The 17,884-nt window shown below is 64.3% G+C and carries 19 protein-coding genes; 12 read left to right on the top strand and 7 right to left on the bottom strand.

Annotated elements, in window-relative coordinates:
* Window positions 1–51: 51 nt before the first annotated feature.
* The 3 genes from KWO_RS09670 to KWO_RS09660 are packed head-to-tail and all read right to left on the bottom strand — an operon-like array spanning window position 52 to window position 2,412.
* Window positions 52–306 (bottom strand): DUF6587 family protein, encoded by a 255-nt coding sequence (locus tag KWO_RS09670; protein ID WP_010367122.1) that lies wholly within the window; start codon window positions 304–306, stop codon window positions 52–54.
* A 1-nt stretch (window position 307) separates the two neighbouring features.
* Window positions 308–2,167 (bottom strand): ferrous iron transporter B, encoded by a 1,860-nt coding sequence (gene feoB, locus KWO_RS09665; protein WP_010378482.1) that lies wholly within the window; start codon window positions 2,165–2,167, stop codon window positions 308–310.
* A complete protein-coding gene (locus tag KWO_RS09660; RefSeq protein WP_010367126.1) occupies window positions 2,164–2,412 on the bottom strand; it encodes a FeoA family protein in 249 nt (82 codons plus the stop codon). Before KWO_RS09660 ends, feoB begins: the two co-directional genes overlap by 4 nt.
* Window positions 2,413–2,528: 116 nt before the next feature.
* On the opposite strand from KWO_RS09660, the gene KWO_RS09655 reads away from it, so the two are divergent.
* The 6 genes from KWO_RS09655 to KWO_RS09630 all read left to right on the top strand — a co-directional run bounded on the left by KWO_RS09655 (window position 2,529) and on the right by KWO_RS09630 (window position 6,677).
* Window positions 2,529–3,326: an enoyl-CoA hydratase-related protein gene (locus tag KWO_RS09655; protein ID WP_026113149.1), complete on the top strand. Its 798-nt coding sequence runs from the start codon at window positions 2,529–2,531 to the stop codon at window positions 3,324–3,326.
* The gene (locus tag KWO_RS09650; protein ID WP_010378489.1) at window positions 3,323–3,712 is read left to right on the top strand and encodes a VOC family protein; all 390 of its coding nucleotides are present in this window, start codon (window positions 3,323–3,325) and stop codon (window positions 3,710–3,712) included. The genes KWO_RS09655 and KWO_RS09650 overlap by 4 nt, the downstream gene beginning before the upstream one ends.
* A 106-nt stretch (window positions 3,713–3,818) precedes the next feature.
* Entirely contained in the window at window positions 3,819–4,715 is an 897-nt protein-coding gene (locus KWO_RS09645; protein WP_010378492.1) for a hydroxymethylglutaryl-CoA lyase, read from the top strand.
* 138 nt (window positions 4,716–4,853) lie between these two features.
* Complete coding sequence (locus tag KWO_RS09640) at window positions 4,854–5,624, top strand: SDR family NAD(P)-dependent oxidoreductase (RefSeq protein WP_010367131.1); 771 nt, start codon at window positions 4,854–4,856, stop codon at window positions 5,622–5,624.
* A gap of 100 nt (window positions 5,625–5,724) precedes the next feature.
* Window positions 5,725–6,291, top strand: a complete 567-nt coding sequence (gene yeiP, locus KWO_RS09635) for an elongation factor P-like protein YeiP (protein ID WP_010378494.1) — start codon at window positions 5,725–5,727, stop codon at window positions 6,289–6,291.
* Between the two features lie 20 nt (window positions 6,292–6,311).
* A complete protein-coding gene (locus KWO_RS09630) occupies window positions 6,312–6,677 on the top strand; it encodes a hypothetical protein (RefSeq protein WP_010367132.1) in 366 nt (121 codons plus the stop codon).
* 245 nt (window positions 6,678–6,922) lie between these two features.
* On the opposite strand, the gene KWO_RS09625 is transcribed toward KWO_RS09630, so the two are convergent.
* From KWO_RS09625 to KWO_RS09615, 3 genes are read right to left on the bottom strand one after another with little or no spacing between them, the layout of a single operon-like run.
* Entirely contained in the window at window positions 6,923–8,782 is a 1,860-nt protein-coding gene (locus KWO_RS09625; protein WP_010378498.1) for a DUF7844 domain-containing protein, read from the bottom strand.
* The gene (locus KWO_RS09620) at window positions 8,779–9,078 is read right to left on the bottom strand and encodes a DUF2388 domain-containing protein (protein ID WP_010367136.1); all 300 of its coding nucleotides are present in this window, start codon (window positions 9,076–9,078) and stop codon (window positions 8,779–8,781) included. Before KWO_RS09620 ends, KWO_RS09625 begins: the two co-directional genes overlap by 4 nt.
* 32 nt (window positions 9,079–9,110) lie before the next feature.
* Window positions 9,111–10,529 carry an FAD-binding oxidoreductase gene (locus tag KWO_RS09615; protein ID WP_010378501.1) on the bottom strand — a complete coding sequence of 473 codons (1,419 nt, stop codon included), beginning with the start codon at window positions 10,527–10,529 and terminating at the stop codon, window positions 9,111–9,113.
* 208 nt (window positions 10,530–10,737) lie between these two features.
* Here KWO_RS09615 and serA point away from each other — a divergent pair, with 208 nt between their 5' ends.
* The gene (serA, locus tag KWO_RS09610) at window positions 10,738–11,979 is read left to right on the top strand and encodes a phosphoglycerate dehydrogenase (RefSeq protein WP_010367140.1); all 1,242 of its coding nucleotides are present in this window, start codon (window positions 10,738–10,740) and stop codon (window positions 11,977–11,979) included.
* A 143-nt stretch (window positions 11,980–12,122) separates the two neighbouring features.
* On the opposite strand, the gene KWO_RS09605 is transcribed toward serA, so the two are convergent.
* The gene (locus KWO_RS09605; protein WP_010367142.1) at window positions 12,123–12,710 is read right to left on the bottom strand and encodes an NUDIX hydrolase; all 588 of its coding nucleotides are present in this window, start codon (window positions 12,708–12,710) and stop codon (window positions 12,123–12,125) included.
* 140 nt (window positions 12,711–12,850) lie between these two features.
* Here KWO_RS09605 and KWO_RS09600 point away from each other — a divergent pair, with 140 nt between their 5' ends.
* The 5 genes from KWO_RS09600 (at window position 12,851) to mtnC (ending at window position 17,876) form a co-directional block, all read left to right on the top strand.
* Entirely contained in the window at window positions 12,851–14,323 is a 1,473-nt protein-coding gene (locus KWO_RS09600; RefSeq protein ID WP_010367144.1) for an amino acid permease, read from the top strand.
* A 76-nt stretch (window positions 14,324–14,399) separates the two neighbouring features.
* Window positions 14,400–15,830 (top strand): amino acid permease, encoded by a 1,431-nt coding sequence (locus tag KWO_RS09595; protein WP_017113120.1) that lies wholly within the window; start codon window positions 14,400–14,402, stop codon window positions 15,828–15,830.
* An 89-nt stretch (window positions 15,831–15,919) separates the two neighbouring features.
* Window positions 15,920–16,573, top strand: coding sequence for a methylthioribulose 1-phosphate dehydratase (locus tag KWO_RS09590; protein ID WP_010367148.1), 654 nt, complete (start codon window positions 15,920–15,922; stop codon window positions 16,571–16,573).
* Window positions 16,574–16,608: 35 nt separating this feature from the next.
* Complete coding sequence (locus tag KWO_RS09585; RefSeq protein ID WP_010367150.1) at window positions 16,609–17,175, top strand: 1,2-dihydroxy-3-keto-5-methylthiopentene dioxygenase; 567 nt, start codon at window positions 16,609–16,611, stop codon at window positions 17,173–17,175.
* Between the two features lie 2 nt (window positions 17,176–17,177).
* Window positions 17,178–17,876 carry an acireductone synthase gene (gene mtnC / locus KWO_RS09580; RefSeq protein ID WP_010378510.1) on the top strand — a complete coding sequence of 233 codons (699 nt, stop codon included), beginning with the start codon at window positions 17,178–17,180 and terminating at the stop codon, window positions 17,874–17,876.
* Window positions 17,877–17,884: the final 8 nt, after the last annotated feature.

Here is a 17,884-nt window from a genome sequence, read left to right as displayed (position 1 = left end):
CCTGTTCCGCCGCGTCCTGCGGCCGCGCAAGTGTAGCTGACGCTACAAGTATCAGTGACGACGCGGCGGTGTCGGGCCGCAGCTGTCGCAACCGCCGCAAGCCGATGCATTTTGTGTGGCGGGCGGTGCAACGCGACGCCCAATCATCCGCATCCATGCTGGTCGTCCGCTGCGCAACAGACCAAGTGCAAGCGCACCGCGCAAACGATGCAGCACGCCTGGAAACTGCTTCTTCATCACCACCCACAGGCTGACCAGCACGGCGATGGCGATCACCAGGTATTGCAGTGCGAGCGAAAGCGTCACCTCAGCCGGCTCCCAGCAGTACGGCCAGCTGGTAGGTCACCAGCGAGGCCAGGTAGGCCAGCGCGAACAGGTACACCGCGCTGATGCTCATCTGCTTCCACGAGTTGGTTTCGCGCTTGATCGTGGCCAATGTGGAGATGCACATCGGTGCGTAGATGTACCAGACCAGCAACGACAGCGCGGTGGCCAGCGACCACCCATCGCTGATCAGCGGCGACAATGCCTGTGCCGCCGCATCGTCGTCAGCAGCCGACAGCGCGTAGACCGTGGCCAGCGAAGCAACCGCTACTTCGCGTGCGGCCAGGCCGGGAATCAGCGCAATGCAGATCTGCCAGTTGAAGCCCAGCGGTGCGAAGAACACCGCCATTGCATGGCCGATGCGACCTGCGAAGCTGTAGTCGATCGGCGGCAAGGTGGCATTGGCCGGCGCCGCCGGGAACGACAGCAAAAACCACAGCAGGATGGTCAGCGCCAGGATGATGCCGCCCACGCGCTTGAGGAAGATCCACGCACGCTCCCACAGGCCGAGCGCCAGATCGCGCAGCTGCGGCACCCGGTAGGACGGCAGTTCCAGCATCAGCGGATGCTCGCTCTTGTCGCGCCGCCACTTCTTCATCGTCCACGACACCAGCAGCGCACTGAGGATGGCCGCGGCATATAACCCGAACAGCACCAACCCCTGCTGATTGAAGATGCCCCACACCGTCTTCTGCGGAATGAAGGCACCGATCAGCAATGCGTACACCGGCAGCCGCGCCGAACAGGTCATCAACGGCGCGACCATGATGGTCGCGAGCCGGTCGCGCGGGTCCTGGATGCTGCGCGTTGACATGATGCCCGGCACCGCACAGGCAAAGCTCGACAGCAGCGGAATGAACGAGCGCCCCGACAGGCCGGCCGCAGACATCATGCGATCGAGCAAGAAGGCGGCGCGCGGCAGGTAGCCGGATTCTTCCAACGCCAGGATGAAGGCGAACAGGATCAGGATCTGCGGCAGGAACACGATTACCCCGCCAAGGCCAGCGATGACGCCGTCCTTGAGCAGGCTATTGAGCGGACCTTCTGGCAAGGTGGCGCCGACCCACTGGCCCAGCGCGGCGGTGCCGCCGTCGATCATCTCCATCACTGGTGCAGCCCAGGCATACACCGCCTGGAAGATCAGGAACATCACCACCGCCAGCGTGACCAAACCCCAGAGCGGATGCAGCAACCAGCGGTCCAGCGCATCGTCCACGCGCGAGGTGCGGGTGGGCATGGTCACGGCTGCGCTGAGGATCTGCCGCACCAACGCGTGGTAGTTGCCGTCGGCTGGTGGGCTGGCGGTGGGCGCTGCCAGGCGTGCGGCCTGCGTATCGAGCCGTTCAACCAACACTTTGGCACCGCCGCGACGCACCGCCACCGTTTCGATCACCGGCACGCCGAGCGCCTGCTCCAGCGCCGACAGGTCGATGACGATGCCGCGGCGCTGTGCGGCGTCCATCATATTCAGCGCCACGATCATCGGCCGGCCGAGTTCGCGCAGCTCCAGCGCAAAGCGCAGATGCAGGCGCAGATTGGTCGCGTCCATCACGTAGACCAGCACGTCCGGTGCCGGCTCGCCTGGATAAAAGCCACGGCACAGGTCGCGGGTGATCGCCTCGTCCAGGCTCGCCGGTTGCAGGCTGTAGGCGCCGGGCAGATCCAGCACCGCGAAATCGCGCCCCGACGGCGCACGGAAGTGCCCTTCCTTACGCTCGACAGTAACGCCGGTGTAATTGGCCACCTTCTGCCGGCTGCCGGTCAACTGATTGAACAGCGCAGTCTTGCCGCTGTTGGGGTTACCCACTAGCGCCAGGCGCAAGGGAACCGCTGCCGCGCTCATGCCGACACTCCCGCTTCGCGCACCTGCACGCGCGCGGCCTCGCTGCGTCGCAGGGCGAACCGCGTATAGCCGACCTGCACCAACAACGGTTCGCGCCCGACCGGCCCGGTGGCCAGCACCGTCACTTCCTCGCCTGCAACAAACCCCAACTCCCGCAAGCGCCGGGCAATCGTGTCGTTGGGGAGTCGATCCTCCACGGAGTCCACGATGGCGGCACGATGCAAAGGCATGTCGGACAGCGTCACAAAGACGGCCTGATTGTTAGGAATGGTTCTCAATTCTAGCATCGACGCACCGCATCATGGCTCCGGCGGGCCGGCCCGCTATCATGGTTCGCATCCCATTCATGGACTTCTTCGCAATGCAGGAGACTGGCTTGATCGTGGAGGACCAGGGTGCGGTCCGCACCTTGCGATTGCATCGCCCGGCGGTGCACAACGCGTTCGACGCGGCGCTGATCGCAGCGCTAACTGAGGCGTTACGCCAGGCTGGCCAGGCACCACAGATCCGCGTGGTCGTGCTGACCGGTGACGGCGCTGCCTTTTCGGCCGGTGCAGACCTGAATTGGATGCGTGGCATGGCGACCGCCAGCGAAGCCGACAATGCCGCCGATGCGCTGGCGCTGGCGCAGCTGATGCGCATCCTGGATGAATTGCCCAAGCCGACCATCGCACGGGTCAACGGCGCAGCCTTCGGCGGCGGTGTCGGTTTGGTCGCGTGTTGCGATATCGCCATCGGCTGCACCGAGGCGCGCTTCGGCCTGACCGAGAGCAGGCTGGGCTTGCTGCCGGCGGTCATTTCACCCCATGTGGTCGCGGCGATTGGTGCGCGCCAGGCGCGGCGTTGGTTTGCCACCGCCGAGATCTTCGATGCCGGCACCGCACAGTTGCTGGGACTGCTGCATCAACTGGTGGGCGCCGATCAGTTGGATATCGCCGTGGAGCGCCAGGTTCGCCTGCTGCTGGCTGCAGCGCCGCTAGCCTCCAGCAGTGCCAAAGCGCTGGTGCGCTCGGTACTGCCGCCCGCCGACCGCGATGCCATCGATGCCGCCAACGCGGCGTTGATCGCCCGCTTGCGCGTCTCGCCCGAAGGCCAGGAAGGCCTGGGTGCATTTCTCGACAAGCGCAGCGCCGCCTGGGTGCCGGAGAGCATGACATGAGCGCGATCGACCACATTGGCCTGGCATGCAGCGACCTGCGCGCCAGCACCGCGTTCTATCAGGCCGCGCTTGCGCCCCTGGGCATCGCGTCGCTAGTGGAGCTGACTGCCGCACAAACCGGCGGCCGCGCGCATGCCGGCTTCGGCACCGAGCGCCCATTTCTATGGCTGGGTTCCGACGTGCAGACGCCAGGCACCACCCATGTGGCGCTGACAGCGGCTGACCGCGCCAGCGTGGATGCGTTTCATCGTGCTGCGCTGGCTGCCGGTGGCCGCGATCACGGCGCACCCGGCCTGCGCCCGCATTACCACGCAAGCTATCACAGCGCCTTCGTGCTCGACCCCGACGGCAACAATTGCGAAGCGGTCTGCCACCTTCCCACATGAGTACCTGTCCAATGTCCCTGGTTGCTTTCTGCGCGCATGCCGCAGCCGCCGCGTTTGGCGTTGCGGCAATGGCTGCGCCTACTGATGCGCCTGGTGATGTGAGCGCATGAGCGACTTCGTCCGCATTGTCGAAGTCGGCCCGCGCGATGGCCTGCAGAACGAAGCACAACCGATCGCCACTGCCGACAAGATCGGATTGATCGATCAACTCACGGCCAGCGGGCTGCGCACCATCGAGGCGACCAGCTTCGTCAGCCCACGCTGGGTGCCGCAGCTGGCCGACGCTGCCGAGGTGTTTGCCGGCATTACGCAGGCGCCCGGCATCGCCTATCCGGTGCTGGTGCCGAACCTGCAGGGCTATGCGCGCGCGCGCGCCGCCGGTGCGCAGGAAGTGGCGGTGTTTACCGCGGCCTCGGAGGCGTTTAATCGCACCAATACCAATGCCGGTATCGATGAATCGATCGACCGGTTTCGGCCGATCCTGCAGCAAGCTGCGCTCGATGGCGTGCGCGTGCGCGGCTATGTGTCCACCGTGCTGGGCTGCCCGTATCAGGGCGAGGTGCCAGTGGCCGACGTGGTCGACGTCGCGCAACGTCTGCATGCGCTCGGCTGCTATGAAATCTCGCTGGGCGACACCATTGGCGTGGGCACGCCGGTCAAGGCGCGCCAGATGCTGGCCGCGGTGGCGCAGGCAGTGCCGATGCAGGCGTTGGCAGTGCATTTCCACGACACCTACGGCCAAGCATTGGCCAATATCGCGGCCTGTCTGGAGCAAGGCGTGCGCGTGGTCGATGCGGCCGTGTCCGGTGCGGGCGGCTGCCCGTATGCCAAGGGCGCCAGTGGCAACGTGGCCAGCGAAGACGTGGTGTACCTGTTGCAGGGGTTGGGCATGCCCACTGGCATCGATCTGCCCGCTCTCGCCCGCACCGGCCGCTGGCTGGCACAGCTGCTCGGCCGCGACACCGGCAGCAAGGTCGGCAAGGCGCTGGCTGCGGCTGGCTGAGGCTTCACTTGTCCTAGCAATGCTGCATTGCCGTCAACCGCGATCACGCAAGGGCTTCGGCTAGAATTGCCGACCGCTTCGCCGATCGTTCGCTCGCCGGTCTCCATCGGCCTTCAACGCTTTTCAGGGAATTACCGCATGCAGCCATCTTCTGTCCTTGCCATCGTTACCGGCGGCGTGTCCGGCCTTGGTCTAGCTGTTGCGCAGCGTCTCGTTGCCGACGGCGGCAAGGTCGCGTTGTTCGACGTCAACGCCGACAACGCCGACGCAGCGCTGGCGCTGCTCGGTGCAGGCAACGCACATTACGTTGCCACCGATGTCACCGACGAAGCGCAGGTGGCGGCCAATGTGGCGCAGGCTGCACAGGCGCTGGGCGGGCTCAACCTGGTGGTGAATTGCGCCGGCATCCTGGGCGCCGGCCGCGTGCTGGGCAAGCAAGCGCCAATGCCGTTGGCCACCTTCCGCAACACCGTACTGGTGAATCTGGTCGGCAGCTTCAATGTGGCCAAGGCCGCGGCCGATGTGATGCAACACAACGCCGCCGGCGACGACGGCGAGCGTGGTGTGATCGTCAACACCGCCTCGGTGGCGGCGTTCGAGGGCCAGATCGGCCAGGCGGCCTACGCCGCCAGCAAGGGCGGCGTGGTCGGCATGACCTTGCCGATGGCGCGCGAACTTGCGCGCTTCGGCATCCGCGTAATGACGATTGCACCGGGCGTGTTCTGGACTCCGATGGTCGACGGCATGCCCGAGACCGTGCAGCAATCGCTGGCCGCCTCCATCCCGTTCCCCTCACGCCTGGGCCAGCCCGACGAGTACGCCGACACCGTCGCCTTCATCCTGCGCAACCGCTATCTCAACGGCGAAGTGATTCGCCTGGACGGCGGCGTGCGTCTGGCGCCTAAGTAGCGGTGAATGGGGAATCGGGAATGCGGAATCGCAACGGCGCCCCGCTCCTGCTACCCCGGCCCCGGCTTTTCCAATTCCCCATTCCCAACTCCCGATTCCCATGAAAGCTAACGACATCAAGAAGGGCAACGTCGTCGAATACAACGGCGGCATTTACAAGATCCGCGACATCGAGCGCAGCTCGCCGCAGGGCCGCGGCGGCAATGTGCGCTTCCGTTTCATCATGTACAGCGTGCCAGGCGGGGTGAAAACCGACGCCAGCTTCGATGCCGACGACAACCTGCCGGAAGTCGAACTGCTGCGCCGGCTCTCGACGTTCTCGTACAAGGACGGCGAAGCGTTCGTGTTCATGGACGACGAAGATTTCACCCCGTACACGCTGGATGCGGACGTGATCGGCACCGACGCCGGCTACATCACCGATGGCCTGACCGGCATCTATGTACAAGTGATCGACGACCAGCCGGTAGCTGTGCAACTGCCGCAGACGGTGACGCTGGAAGTGGTGGAGACCCCGCCGGAATTGAAGGGCGGCACCGCTACCAAGCGGCCCAAGCCGGCCAAGCTCAACACCGGCATGGAAATCATGGTGCCCGAGTACATCACCAACGGCGAACGCGTGCTGGTCAACACCACCACGGGCGAATTTGCCGGCCGCGCCGACTGATGCATTGACTCGCCGTTGTCATGACCTTGGGTGTGCTGGTGGCTTGCAGCGCGCAACAGGCACCAACGCAGGCCGCAACGCCTGCGCCGGTGGCCTGTACCGACCCCAAGGTGGAAGACGAATGGCTGCAGCATTTGGCAGGCCTGTGCGGCATGCCGGAGGATGTGCGCAAGCTCGTGGACGACTACGACACCTGCGAGCACTTCGCTGGCGAGGAACCCTATGACGCCGACCGCCGTCATGAAATCGAAGTGGCGGTGGCGCAGTTCTGCACACCGGCACCTGCGCGGCTGGCCAAGTTAATGCAGCAGTACCGCAACGACGCGCATGTCAGCCAATGGCTGCGTCAGTATGCGAAGCAAGCGGATCTGCAACCAGCCGGCTGAGGCATGTGGATGGATACCTTTTCCCTCGGGAGAAGGTGGCGCGTAGCGCCGGATGAGGGTGCGGGCGAAGCCTCGTGCATTTGGAACGACACAAGGGCTTCGTCTTGTATCCTCATCCCCTGCGCGCCGGCTCACTAGAAGCGAGGGCGCTCCAGGGCACGCGGCGCCAGTGGCGCGCAAGCAGCGCCTTGTCGCCCAGGCGCGAGGGAGGCTCGTACACGCAGCCATCCGCGTAACCCAGCTCGCTACTGCACCCGCAAAGGTACGCGCATACCCGATTGCACGTTGGCGGCAGCCGCATCACCTAGCGCAAGCACACGCAGGCGCGCGCGCAAACGCTCCACATTCGCCTCGCCCCGCTCCAATCCAATGCGCACATCGGCCGGCAATTGCTGGCGCCCAAGCACCTGCAGCTGCTTCCAGCCACCGACCAGCACCTCGCTTTCCTGCGCCACGCGCGCAGTTAGCTGCTGCTGCTCGTCTGCCTGCGGCAAGCCGTACCCAGCGCTACCCAACAGTAGTGCCGGGTGGCTGAGTTGCGCTTCCCGCGCAAACAGCGATTGCAGCTGACCCTGCACCGTGTCGCGTGCAACCATGCCCGGTTGCAGCAGGCGCTTGAGTGCATCGCGCGCCAGCAATTCCTGACGGCGCAATGCCGCCTGTTCCAGCAACAAGGCCGCAGCAATTTCGCGCAGACCACCACGATCAAACCATTGCGCCCGTGCAGCAGGCGCAGCATCCAGCCACTGCGCGACACTCGTTTGCGGCACTGCGATGCCGCGTCGAAGCACATCGAACATGGCCTGGTAATGCGCAGCCGCCGATTCGAAGTAATAGCCTTGGCGGATCGCCTGTGCAGGATCGTCCAGCACCCGCGTATCGGCGACACCCGCGCGCTGCAGGCGTTGCCGCACCCCGCGCGGGGTGATCGACGACAAATTGGCTGCAGCCAGACGTGGCACGCCATCGTGCAGCAACTTGTAGGTTTCCACCGCGCAGTTGTTGCCGATGAAGTAATAGCGCCCGTCGTAACTCCAGTGCACTTGCGCGGCACGCGTCAGCAGCGCAGAAATCTCATCGGGTTTCAGGGTCAGCGGCACCGACGACAAGGCGCGCAGTTCCACTTTGGTGTATTCGTCGACGACCTGATTCAACGGCAGCACGAACAGCCGCGATGGATACGAACCGGTAAGCCCACGCCAGCTGGAAATCTGCACATCGCCCACGAACGCACGGAACGACAGCACGCGGTGGTACTGCAGATCCAGCCGGCACGCAGGGCCCGGTGCACGGCCGGGGGCACAGATCACCAGCCGCAGCATGCTATGGCCCCAGCGGCTCATCGGTTGCTCGTTGCCCTCGGCGAGCAGATAGTCCACCGCGTACACGCGTGCCGGCTCCAGCGTCAGCAACGACATCACACCGGCGTCGTTGTCGGCCTGCAAATACGGCAGCGCGGTCTCGCATGGCACAGCGCCCTGCGGCGTACCAATACGCTGCGCAAACCAGGCCGCCAGCGCAGGACGTCGGCAGGCATAGTCGGCATCCAGTACGTAATGCTCAAGATTGACCGCCACGAACTCGGCCGGGCTGCGGCGTTCGTAATCGTCCGGGCTGCGGTCGCTGAACTGGTTTTCGCTGCGCCCCACGCTCCACGGCCGCACCTGCCAACCGGCAAGATCGCGCAGGCGCGGATCGCGCGATAACGCGCTGTGTGCGCCGCGGTCGAGCACATGCGCCAGTTCGTGTATCAGTGCTGCCATCGCTGCGCGCGTAGCAGCTGCGTTGCGATCGGCACGTGCGTCTTCGGGCTGCGCGCTCCACGCCTGCAGCAGCGCACGATCAAGCAGGATGCGATTGCCGATTGCACGACCATGTACCCGCGCTGGCAGATCGGTGCGCCATTGCAACTGGATCGGCGCAGTCAGCTGCTGCGTCCAGCCCTGCGGCAGTCGCTGTGCGACCTGCTGCACCAGCGCGTTACTTGCTTGGATCTCCGGCGAAGGCAAGTCCGACGAAACAACCTCAACCAATAGTTCGGCCTGCGCCTGCGGTGCGATCAAGGCGGCCAGCAGCAGCCAACTGCACCGCCGGCGCAGACTCACTGGGCCAGGATGGACTGCGCCAGTTCCAGGTCGCTGGACAGCCGCGCCGCATCGCTACGGCTACGCAACTGCAGCAACGCCGCTTCCAGACGCGCACCGCGGATGACGCCATCGCTGGCAACAAAACCAGCCGCATCTTCGCGGGCGTCGGCCACCACTTTGTCGTCGCCGGAACTGCTGCCGGAGGAATTGGACGAACCGGCCGACGATGCGCCTGCCGAGGTACCGGCCAGACTGGATGCGGCTGCTGCCAGCGGCAGCAGCGTCAAAGCGCAAAACACCAGGGAGCGCATCATGGGCTGATCTATTCCGTGAAGGTACTAGAAGACTAACCGGCGGGCGTAGCAGCAGGCACCTCGCCCATCTCGAACAGCTTGCCGGGATTCAGCAAAAGATGGGGATCGAGCACATGTTTGATGCCGCGCATCAAGGCGATTTCCTCGGCAGAGCGCGTACTCCACAGGTACGCCTTCTTGACCAGACCGATGCCGTGCTCGGCGGAAATGCTGCCGTCGAAACGCTGCAGGGCCTGCGCCAGCAACTTGGTCACCTGATCGCAGGCTGCAACGAAATCGGCCTGGCTGGTGCCATCGGGTTTGAGCACGTTGATGTGCAGATTGCCGTCGCCGATATGCCCGAACCACACCACATCGAAGTGCGGGTAGGCCTCGCTGAGCAAGGCCTGGGTTTCGGCCAGGAATGCGGGCATTGCCGAGATACGCACAGACACATCGTTCTTGTACGGCGTGTAGCGCGCCAGCGCTTCGGTGATGCCTTCGCGCAGACGCCACAGTTGCGCGGCCTGCGCATCGCTCTGGCTGATCACGCCATCGCTGACCCAGCCCTGCTCCATGCAGGTCTCGAAAGCCGCCATCGCGGCAGCCTCCTGCACCTCGTCGCCGGCAGTGAATTCGGTGAGCACGTAATACGGGTGAACCTCGGCGAACGGCGCCTGCGCGCCGTGCGCAAGCACATGCTGCAACGCGCGATCGGTGAAGAATTCGAAGGCTTCCAGGCGCAGCTGCGCGCGGAACGCGGCGAACACCTGCATGAGCACTTCAAACGAGGGCAGCGCCAGCAGCATCACGTTGCTGGGCGGCGGCGGGTCGGTCAACCGCAGCGTGGCTTCGACCACGATGCCGAGCGTGCCTTCGGAGCCGATCAGCAGATGGCGGAAGTCGTAGCCGCTGGAATTCTTCACCAGCGCGTTGTTGAGTTCGAGCAGCTCGCCGCCACCAGTGACCACCTTCAACCCGGCCACCCATTCGCGCGTATTGCCGTAGCGGATCACCCGAATGCCGCCGGCATTGGTGGCGATATTGCCGCCGATCGAACACGAACCCCGCGCCGCAAAATCCACCGGATATACCAAGCCATGCTCGCGTGCGGCGTTGTGCACCGCTTCCAGCGGCATGCCGGCCTGCACGGTGAGCGTGCGATCCACTGCGTTGAAATCCAGCGGCTTGTTCAAGCGCTCCAGGCTCAGCACCAGCTCGCCATTGGCCGCCACTGCGCCGCCCGATAACCCCGTGCGCCCGCCCGAGGGCACCACCGCCACGCCTTGCGCATTTGCCCAACGCATGACCGCTTGCACTTCGTCCACCGAGCCGGGCAAGGCGATTGCGAGCGGGCTGGGCGTCCAGCGCCGTGTCCAGTCGCGGCCGTAATGCTCCAGGTCGGCCGGCTCGGTCTTCAAACGCAACGCAGGCACGGCCTGTTGCAACGAAAGGATGCGGGGATCGGTCATGGCACGCGGCGCTGCGGTAGGAACCGCACAGCGTGCCAGCGCCAGCCTGCCCCGTCCAGCCCGCGCGATCATGGCCAACGCAGCGTTGGATTCAGCTGAAACCGTTGCGCCGCAAGGGCTTCGCCAGTGCGAACACTGCGTTGCGACCACCCAATCGCGCACCCCATCTGGCATAGTTGCCGACCCGATTGCTGCGTTGCGCTCCCCCATGTCGCCGAAGAAAACCTCGTTTCCCAAGCAGGACATCCGCGTGCTGTTGCTGGAAGGCGTCAGCCCGACCGCCGTGGATGTGTTCCGCGCCGCCGGTTATTCGCAGATCGAGCTGCACGCCAAATCGCTGCCGGAAGACGAGCTCAAAGCGCGCATCGCCGACGCGCATATCGTGGGCATCCGCTCGCGCACCCAGCTGAGCGCCGAGGTGCTGGCGCACGCCAAGCGTCTGATCGCGGTCGGCTGCTTCTGCATCGGCACCAACCAAGTGGATCTGGACGCGGCCGAACTGGCCGGCATTCCGGTGTTCAACGCGCCCTACTCCAATACCCGCAGCGTGGCCGAACTGGTCATCGCCGAAGCGATCCTGTTGCTGCGTGGCATCCCGCAAAAGAATGCCCAATGCCATCGCGGTGGCTGGTCCAAATCGGCCGCCGGCAGCCATGAAACGCGCGGCAAGGTGCTGGGTATCGTCGGCTACGGCCATATCGGCACCCAGGTCGGCGTGCTGGCCGAATCGCTGGGCATGCAGGTGATCTTCCACGACATCGAAACCAAGCTGTCGCTCGGCAACGCGCGTGCCGCGATCGATCTGGGCGACCTGCTGGCGCGCGCAGACGTGGTGACCTTGCACGTACCGGAAACGCCGTCCACCAAGGACATGATCGGCGCGGCAGAAATCGCCCGCATGAAGCACGGCGCGCATCTGATCAACGCCTCGCGCGGCACTGTCATCGACATCGACGCGCTGGATGCAGCGCTCACCTCCGGCCAGATTGGCGGCGCGGCGGTGGATGTGTTCCCGATCGAGCCCAAGGGCAATGGCGATGCATTCGAATCGCCGCTCACCGCGCACGACAACGTGATCCTGACCCCACACGTGGGCGGCAGCACGCTGGAAGCGCAGGACAATATCGGCATTGAAGTGGCTGCCAAACTGGTGCGCTACAGCGACAACGGCAGCACCTTGTCGGCAGTGAACTTCCCTGAGGTCACCTTGCCCGAGCACCCCGACAGCCTGCGTCTGCTGCACATCCATCGCAACGTGCCGGGCGTGCTGTCGCAGATCAACGAACTGTTCTCGCGCCATAACGTCAACATCGACGGCCAGTTCCTGCGCACCGATCCCAAGGTGGGCTACGTGGTGATTGATGTCAGCGCCAGCGAAGAACTTGCTGCAATATTGAAAGACGGCCTGGGTCAGATCACCGGCACCTTGCGGACGCGGGTTCTTTATTGACCGGGATTGGGGAATCGGGATTCGTAACAGCGCAGCGAACCGGTGGGTTCACCGGTTCGCTGCGCTAAAGGGCGGGAACGTGCGGCCTGGCCATGTGGATAGGCGCCGGCCCATCGCTTCTGCCAATCCGAAATCCCGAATCGCTACTTTCGGCTCTCCAGCCACTTCTCTGCCATCCGCCGCAGCGACGGATCCAGCTCAGGTTCGGCGAGCAATTCGCTGATCGAACGCCATGCCAATGCCAGCGATTCCTCACTAACTTCGAAGGCCTCGTCCGCACCGGCCACCACCACGTAACGCGCATCAAAGTGCCAATGCCCCGCCACCTCGCCGCGTGCCGGAATCCAGTGACGGTCCAGATCGAATAACGCCCCATCAGCCAGCCGCAATCCGCTGAGACCGGATTCCTCCTCCGCCTCGCGTAACGCCACCTGCGCCAGATCGCGGTCGCCGTCGGCATGGCCGCCCAGCTGCAGCCAGCGCTGCAGCTTGCGGTGGTGGGTCAGCAAGGTGCGTGTGCCGTCGGCGCTCACCACCCAGGCCGACCCGGTGAAATGACCTTCGACACGCTCACGCACGAACGGATCGGTGGCATCGTCCAGCAATTGCGCGAACTGCTCGGCCAGTGCGGCTTCGTCCGGCCAACGCAGGCGGTACGCGGCCAATTGCTGCCGCAGGGTTGCATCCACCATCTCTCGATCTCGGTCGCCCAGTGCGGGCCAAGCGGCCATTATCGCCATTCATGCTGCGTACGTGCTTGTCGTGAGCGTGTAGCTTTGGCAAGGTAGGCCGCTTGCCTGTCCCGCCGGATGCGCCACACCACCTTCGTCCGGGCGTCTGCGCCTAGCTTTGCCACTTAGGGATGTACCGAATGCTGAAGTCTCTGTTGAGGGTCAAACCGATCGAAACCGCGGGCCATGTCGATGCGGGCGAACCGGTGGAAGGCAGCCTACGAGGCGAAGCCACGCTACAACGGACTCTCACAGCCAAACACCTGATCATGCTCGGCATCGGCGCGGTGATCGGCGCCGGCATTTTCGTGCTGACCGGCCAGGCTGCGGCCAATCACGCCGGCCCCGCAGTGATGCTGTCGTTCGTGTTTGCCGGTATCGCCTGCGCCTTTGCGGGCCTGTGCTACGCCGAATTTGCCGCAATGATGCCGGTCTCCGGCAGCGCCTATTCGTATTCATACGCCACGCTGGGCGAAGGCATCGCCTGGTTCATCGGCTGGTGTCTGGTGCTGGAATACCTATTCGCCGGCTCCAGTGTTGCAGTGGGCTGGTCTGCCTACCTGATCAGCTTCATCACTGGCACCCTGGGGCTGCCATTCCCCGCAGAGTTGGCGGGTGCGCCGCTTGCCTGGGACGGACATGGCTTCGTCAGTTCCGGGAATCTGGTCAACCTGCCGGCGGTGCTGATCGTCGGCGCAGTGAGCATCCTGTGCTACATCGGCGTCACCCAGTCGGCGTTTGCTAATGCGATTGTGGTAGCGATCAAGGTCGTGGTGATCTGCCTGTTCGTTGGTTTCGGCATTTCCTATATCGACCCGGCGAATTGGCACCCCTTCGTCCCGGAAAACACCGGTCCGGGCCAGTTCGGCTGGGACGGGGTGTTCCGTGCCGCGTCCATCGTGTTCTTCTCCTACATTGGCTTCGACGCGGTCTCGACCTCCGCCGGCGAAACCAAGGATCCGCAGAAGAACATGCCAATTGGCATCCTGGTGTCGCTGGCCATTTGCACCGTCATCTACATCATCGTCTGCGCGGTGTTGACTGGCTTGCTGCCGTACACCCAGTTGGGCACCGCCAAGCCGGTGGCCACCGCGCTGGAAGCCCACCCGCAACTGACCTGGCTGAAGACTGCGGTGGAAATTGGGGCAATCGCCGGTTTGTCCTCGGTGGTGCTGGTGATGCTGATGGCGCAGCCACGCATTTTCTACACCATGGCCAAGGATGGGTTGATGCCCAAGCTGTTCGGCAAGGTGCACCCGAAATTCCGTACGCCATACGTCGGCACGCTTTTCGTCGGCGTGGTTGCCGCGCTGCTGGCAGGAGTGATCCCGTTGAACGTGCTGGGCGAACTCGTCTCGATGGGCACCCTGCTCGCCTTCGCCACTGTGTGCGCCGGGGTGATGGTGCTGCGTTTCACCAAGCCCGATCTGCCGCGCCCGTTCCGGGTGCCGCTGGCGATGGTGATCTGCCCATTGGGCGCGCTGGCCTGCCTATTCCTGTTCTTCCAGGCGTTCCAGGAACACTGGAAGGTGTTTGTGGGCTGGACCGTGATTGGCCTGTGTATCTACTTCGGCTACGGCATCCACCACAGTCGCCTCGCGAAACGGGCCTAACCTTCTCTCAAGACCGGCGCGCGACGCTGGTCTTCTTGTTAAATGATCGCGCTTAGCGCCAAGCCGGAACCGCTTCATGTTCAAACAACTTTGGGCCACCAAACACCCGCACGCCAGCCATGAGGCGGCCGACGGGCTGGGCCTGCAACGCGCGCTCGGCCCCTGGGGGCTGACTGCCCTGGGCATCGGCGCAGTGATCGGCGGCGGTATTTTCGTCATCACCGGCCAGGCTGCGGCCGACCATGCCGGCCCGGCGATCATGCTCTCGTTTTTGCTTGCGGCTGTGTGCTGCGCGTTCTGCGCAATGGCCTACGCCGAATTCGCCGCGATGGTGCCTGTCTCCGGCAGCGCCTACAGCTACACCTACGCCACCTTCGGCGAGCTGGCTGCGTGGTTTATCGGCTGGATGCTGGTGCTGGAATACGGCATGTCTGCCTCGGCAGTGGCGGTGAGCTGGACCGGCTATTTCCTGAGCCTGCTCGAACACTTCGGCATCCACCTGCCGGCCGCGTTCGTCAGCGCGCCGCTCGACGGCAAGCTGCAACCCACCGGCGCGATCGCCAACCTGCCTGCGGCCAGCATCGTGCTGCTGCTGACCTGGCTCTGCTATGTCGGCATCCGCAAGTCGTCGGCGATGAATATGGCCATGGTGATCCTCAAGACCGGCCTGATTCTGCTGGTGATCGCAGTGGGCTGGAAATACGTGGACACGGCCAATTGGCACCCATTCATTCCGGCCAACGAAGGCCCCGGCAAATACGGCATGGAAGGCGTGCTGCGCGGCGCGGCGATGGTGTTCTTTGCCTATATCGGCTTCGAAGCGGTGTCGGTGGCGGCGCAGGAATCGCACCGCCCGCAACGCGATCTGCCGATCGGCATGATCCTGTCGCTGGTGATCTGCACCGTGCTCTACATCTCCATGGCGGCGGTGATGACCGGGCTGCTGCCGTATACCTTGCTCGGCACCGACGAACCGGTGGTCACCGCGGTCGCAGCGCATCCGCAGCTGGCCTGGCTGCGCGTGATCGTGGAAGTGGGCGCGTTGATCGGCTTGTCGTCGGTGGTGCTGGTGATGATCATCGGGCAGCCGCGCATCTTCATGATCATCGCGCGCGACGGGCTGCTGCCGTCGATCTTCACCCGCATCCATCCCAAGTACCGCACCCCGCATATCAATACCGTCATCACCGGTGTGGGCATCGCGCTGCTGGCAGCGGTCTTCCCGCTGGATGTGCTAGGCGAACTGACGTCGATGGGCACGCTGATCGCCTTCGCGGCGGTCTGCGCCGGCGTGTTGATCCTGCGTCGCACCCACCCGGAACTGCCGCGTCCGTTCCGCATGCCGGCCGCCTGGTTGATTTGCAGTGCTGGCGTGTTGAGCTGTCTTGCGCTGCTGTCGGCGATGACGTTGCACAACTGGATGCTGATGGGCCTGTGGACGCTGGTGGGGCTGGTGATCTACTTCGGCTACGGCTACCGCCACAGCCGTCTGCGCGACGGCCGCTGAGCCGCCGCATGGTCTGCGGTCAGGCGCGGCAGGAAACGACCTGCTGCGCTGCACCTGCCCGTACACCGGGGGCGCAGTAGAATAGGTCCATGAATGCGACTACTGCCCCCCTGCCCTATAGCGCCGCGCGTCTGCACGAACTGGCGCACGTGCTGATCGCCAATATCCGAGAGCTGGCGCATGCCGGCTGGACACCTGCGACCAGCAGCAACTTTTCTCATCGTCTGGACGAACAGCACGCCGCCATTACCGTCTCTGGCCGCGACAAGGGTCGCTTGGTCGAAGAAGACATCATGGTGGTGGACTTCGACGGTTTGGCCGTTGGCCGCCCGTTGCGCCCGTCTGCCGAGACCCTGCTGCACACCCAGCTGTATCGCCGGTTTCCGGAGATCGGTTGCGTGCTGCATACGCACTCGCCGGTGCAGACGGTTGCCTCGCGCCTGTATGCAGGCAGCGGCGTGATCCGGCTGGAAGGCTACGAACTGCTCAAGGCCTTCGAAGGCAACACCACCCATGAAACTGCGGTGGAGGTGCCGGTGTTCGCCAACACCCAGGACATGCAGGTGCTGGCCGCGCAGGTCGAAGCCTTGCTGGACAAACGGAGCATGTGGGGGTATCTCATCGAAGGACACGGCCTGTATGCCTGGGGCCGCAACATGGCCGAGGCACGTCGTCATCTGGAAGCGTTCGAATTCCTGCTGCATTGCGAACTCGAACTGCTGAAACTGCGCGGCACGCGCTGAGTATTGCCTGTCCCCCATTCGTGAGCCAGACCGCCATGAGCCGACTGCGTATCTTCGCCGACACCAATCCCGCCACACCCCAATTCGATAGCCGCGATGGCGATGCGATCGCCACCGAGTTGAAGAAGATTGGCGTGACCTTCGAACGCTGGCACGCCAGCGCGCCGGTCGAACCCGGCGCCACGCCCGAGCAGGTGATGGATGCCTACCGCGCCGACATCGACCGCATCAGCGCCGAGCGCGGCTTCAAGACCGTGGACGTGGTGAGCATCGCGCCGGACAACCCCAAGCGCGAAGAAATGCGCGCCAAGTTTCTGGACGAGCACTTCCACAAGGAAGACGAAGTGCGGTTCTTCGTCGCCGGCTCGGGCCTGTTCACGCTGCACGTGGACGCCAAGGTTTATGAGATCGAATGCGTCAAGGACGATCTGATCGCCGTGCCCGACAGCACCCTGCATTGGTTCGACATGGGGCCGGAGCCGCACTTCGTGGCGATCCGTTTCTTCACCGAGCCGGACGGCTGGGTCGGTCATTTCACCGGCACCGAAATCGCCAAACAATTCCCCCGCTACGCCCCCGAGAAACCTCACAAGGCCAGCTGACGATGACACGACCGCAAGCGATCCTCACCGATATCGAAGGTACGACCAGCAGCATTTCGTTCGTCAAGGATGTGTTGTTCCCGTATGCGCGCCGCGCCGTGCCCGCTTACGTGCGCGAGCACGGCAATCATCCGCAGGTGCGCCACTGGCTCAACCAGGTAGCCGATGAAATCGGCGAGGACGTGCCGGACGAGGTGCTGATCACCACGCTGCAGACCTGGATCGACGAGGACCGCAAGCACACCGCGCTCAAGGCCTTGCAGGGCTTGATCTGGGGCGACGGCTACAAGACTGCAGACTTCACCGCGCATATGTATGCCGATGCAGCGATCCAGCTGAAGGCGTGGCACGCGGCGGGCATTCCGCTGTACGTGTATTCGTCCGGCTCGGTGCCGGCGCAGAAGTTGTTTTTCGCACACAGCGATGCCGGCGATTTGAGCGGACTGGTAACCGACTGGTTCGATACCGAAGTTGGCTCCAAGCGCGAAGCCGCCAGTTACCGCCGGATTGCCGAGCGCATCGGTGTCCCGCCGTCGGAGATCCTGTTCCTGTCAGATGTGATCGAAGAGCTCGATGCAGCCAAGCGTACCGGGATGCGCACCGCGCTGCTGGACCGCCGGGAGGACTACCCCACCCCGCGTTCGGCCGATGATGTCGGCAGCCATCAGCGCGTGGAAAGCTTTAGCCAGCTGGTGTTTTAAGCACGCTT

Origin of the sequence: Xanthomonas vasicola pv. musacearum NCPPB 4379 (assembly GCF_000277895.2) — a bacterium.
In the GTDB taxonomy this organism is placed as follows: Bacteria; Pseudomonadota; Gammaproteobacteria; order Xanthomonadales; family Xanthomonadaceae; genus Xanthomonas; species Xanthomonas vasicola.
Note: the sequence above shows the minus strand (reverse complement) of the source record. Positions and strands in the feature narration are given on the sequence as shown.

Bases quoted from the DNA above. Each gene is read 5' to 3' on its own strand.
- KWO_RS09600 (WP_010367144.1), top strand. From the start codon at position 12,851: ATGCTGAAGTCTCTGTTGAGGGTCAAACCGATCGAAACCGCGGGCCAT.
- KWO_RS09645 (WP_010378492.1), top strand. From the start codon at position 3,819: ATGAGCGACTTCGTCCGCATTGTCGAAGTCGGCCCGCGCGATGGCCTG.
- KWO_RS09590 (WP_010367148.1), top strand. From the start codon at position 15,920: ATGAATGCGACTACTGCCCCCCTGCCCTATAGCGCCGCGCGTCTGCAC.
- KWO_RS09605 (WP_010367142.1), bottom strand. From the start codon at position 12,710: ATGGCCGCTTGGCCCGCACTGGGCGACCGAGATCGAGAGATGGTGGAT.
- KWO_RS09620 (WP_010367136.1), bottom strand. From the start codon at position 9,078: ATGATGCGCTCCCTGGTGTTTTGCGCTTTGACGCTGCTGCCGCTGGCA.
- KWO_RS09655 (WP_026113149.1), top strand. From the start codon at position 2,529: ATGCAGGAGACTGGCTTGATCGTGGAGGACCAGGGTGCGGTCCGCACC.
- KWO_RS09640 (WP_010367131.1), top strand. From the start codon at position 4,854: ATGCAGCCATCTTCTGTCCTTGCCATCGTTACCGGCGGCGTGTCCGGC.
- yeiP (WP_010378494.1), top strand. From the start codon at position 5,725: ATGAAAGCTAACGACATCAAGAAGGGCAACGTCGTCGAATACAACGGC.
- KWO_RS09615 (WP_010378501.1), bottom strand. From the start codon at position 10,529: ATGACCGATCCCCGCATCCTTTCGTTGCAACAGGCCGTGCCTGCGTTG.
- KWO_RS09650 (WP_010378489.1), top strand. From the start codon at position 3,323: ATGAGCGCGATCGACCACATTGGCCTGGCATGCAGCGACCTGCGCGCC.
- KWO_RS09585 (WP_010367150.1), top strand. From the start codon at position 16,609: ATGAGCCGACTGCGTATCTTCGCCGACACCAATCCCGCCACACCCCAA.
- serA (WP_010367140.1), top strand. From the start codon at position 10,738: ATGTCGCCGAAGAAAACCTCGTTTCCCAAGCAGGACATCCGCGTGCTG.
- feoB (WP_010378482.1), bottom strand. From the start codon at position 2,167: ATGAGCGCGGCAGCGGTTCCCTTGCGCCTGGCGCTAGTGGGTAACCCC.
- mtnC (WP_010378510.1), top strand. From the start codon at position 17,178: ATGACACGACCGCAAGCGATCCTCACCGATATCGAAGGTACGACCAGC.
- KWO_RS09630 (WP_010367132.1), top strand. From the start codon at position 6,312: ATGACCTTGGGTGTGCTGGTGGCTTGCAGCGCGCAACAGGCACCAACG.
- KWO_RS09595 (WP_017113120.1), top strand. From the start codon at position 14,400: ATGTTCAAACAACTTTGGGCCACCAAACACCCGCACGCCAGCCATGAG.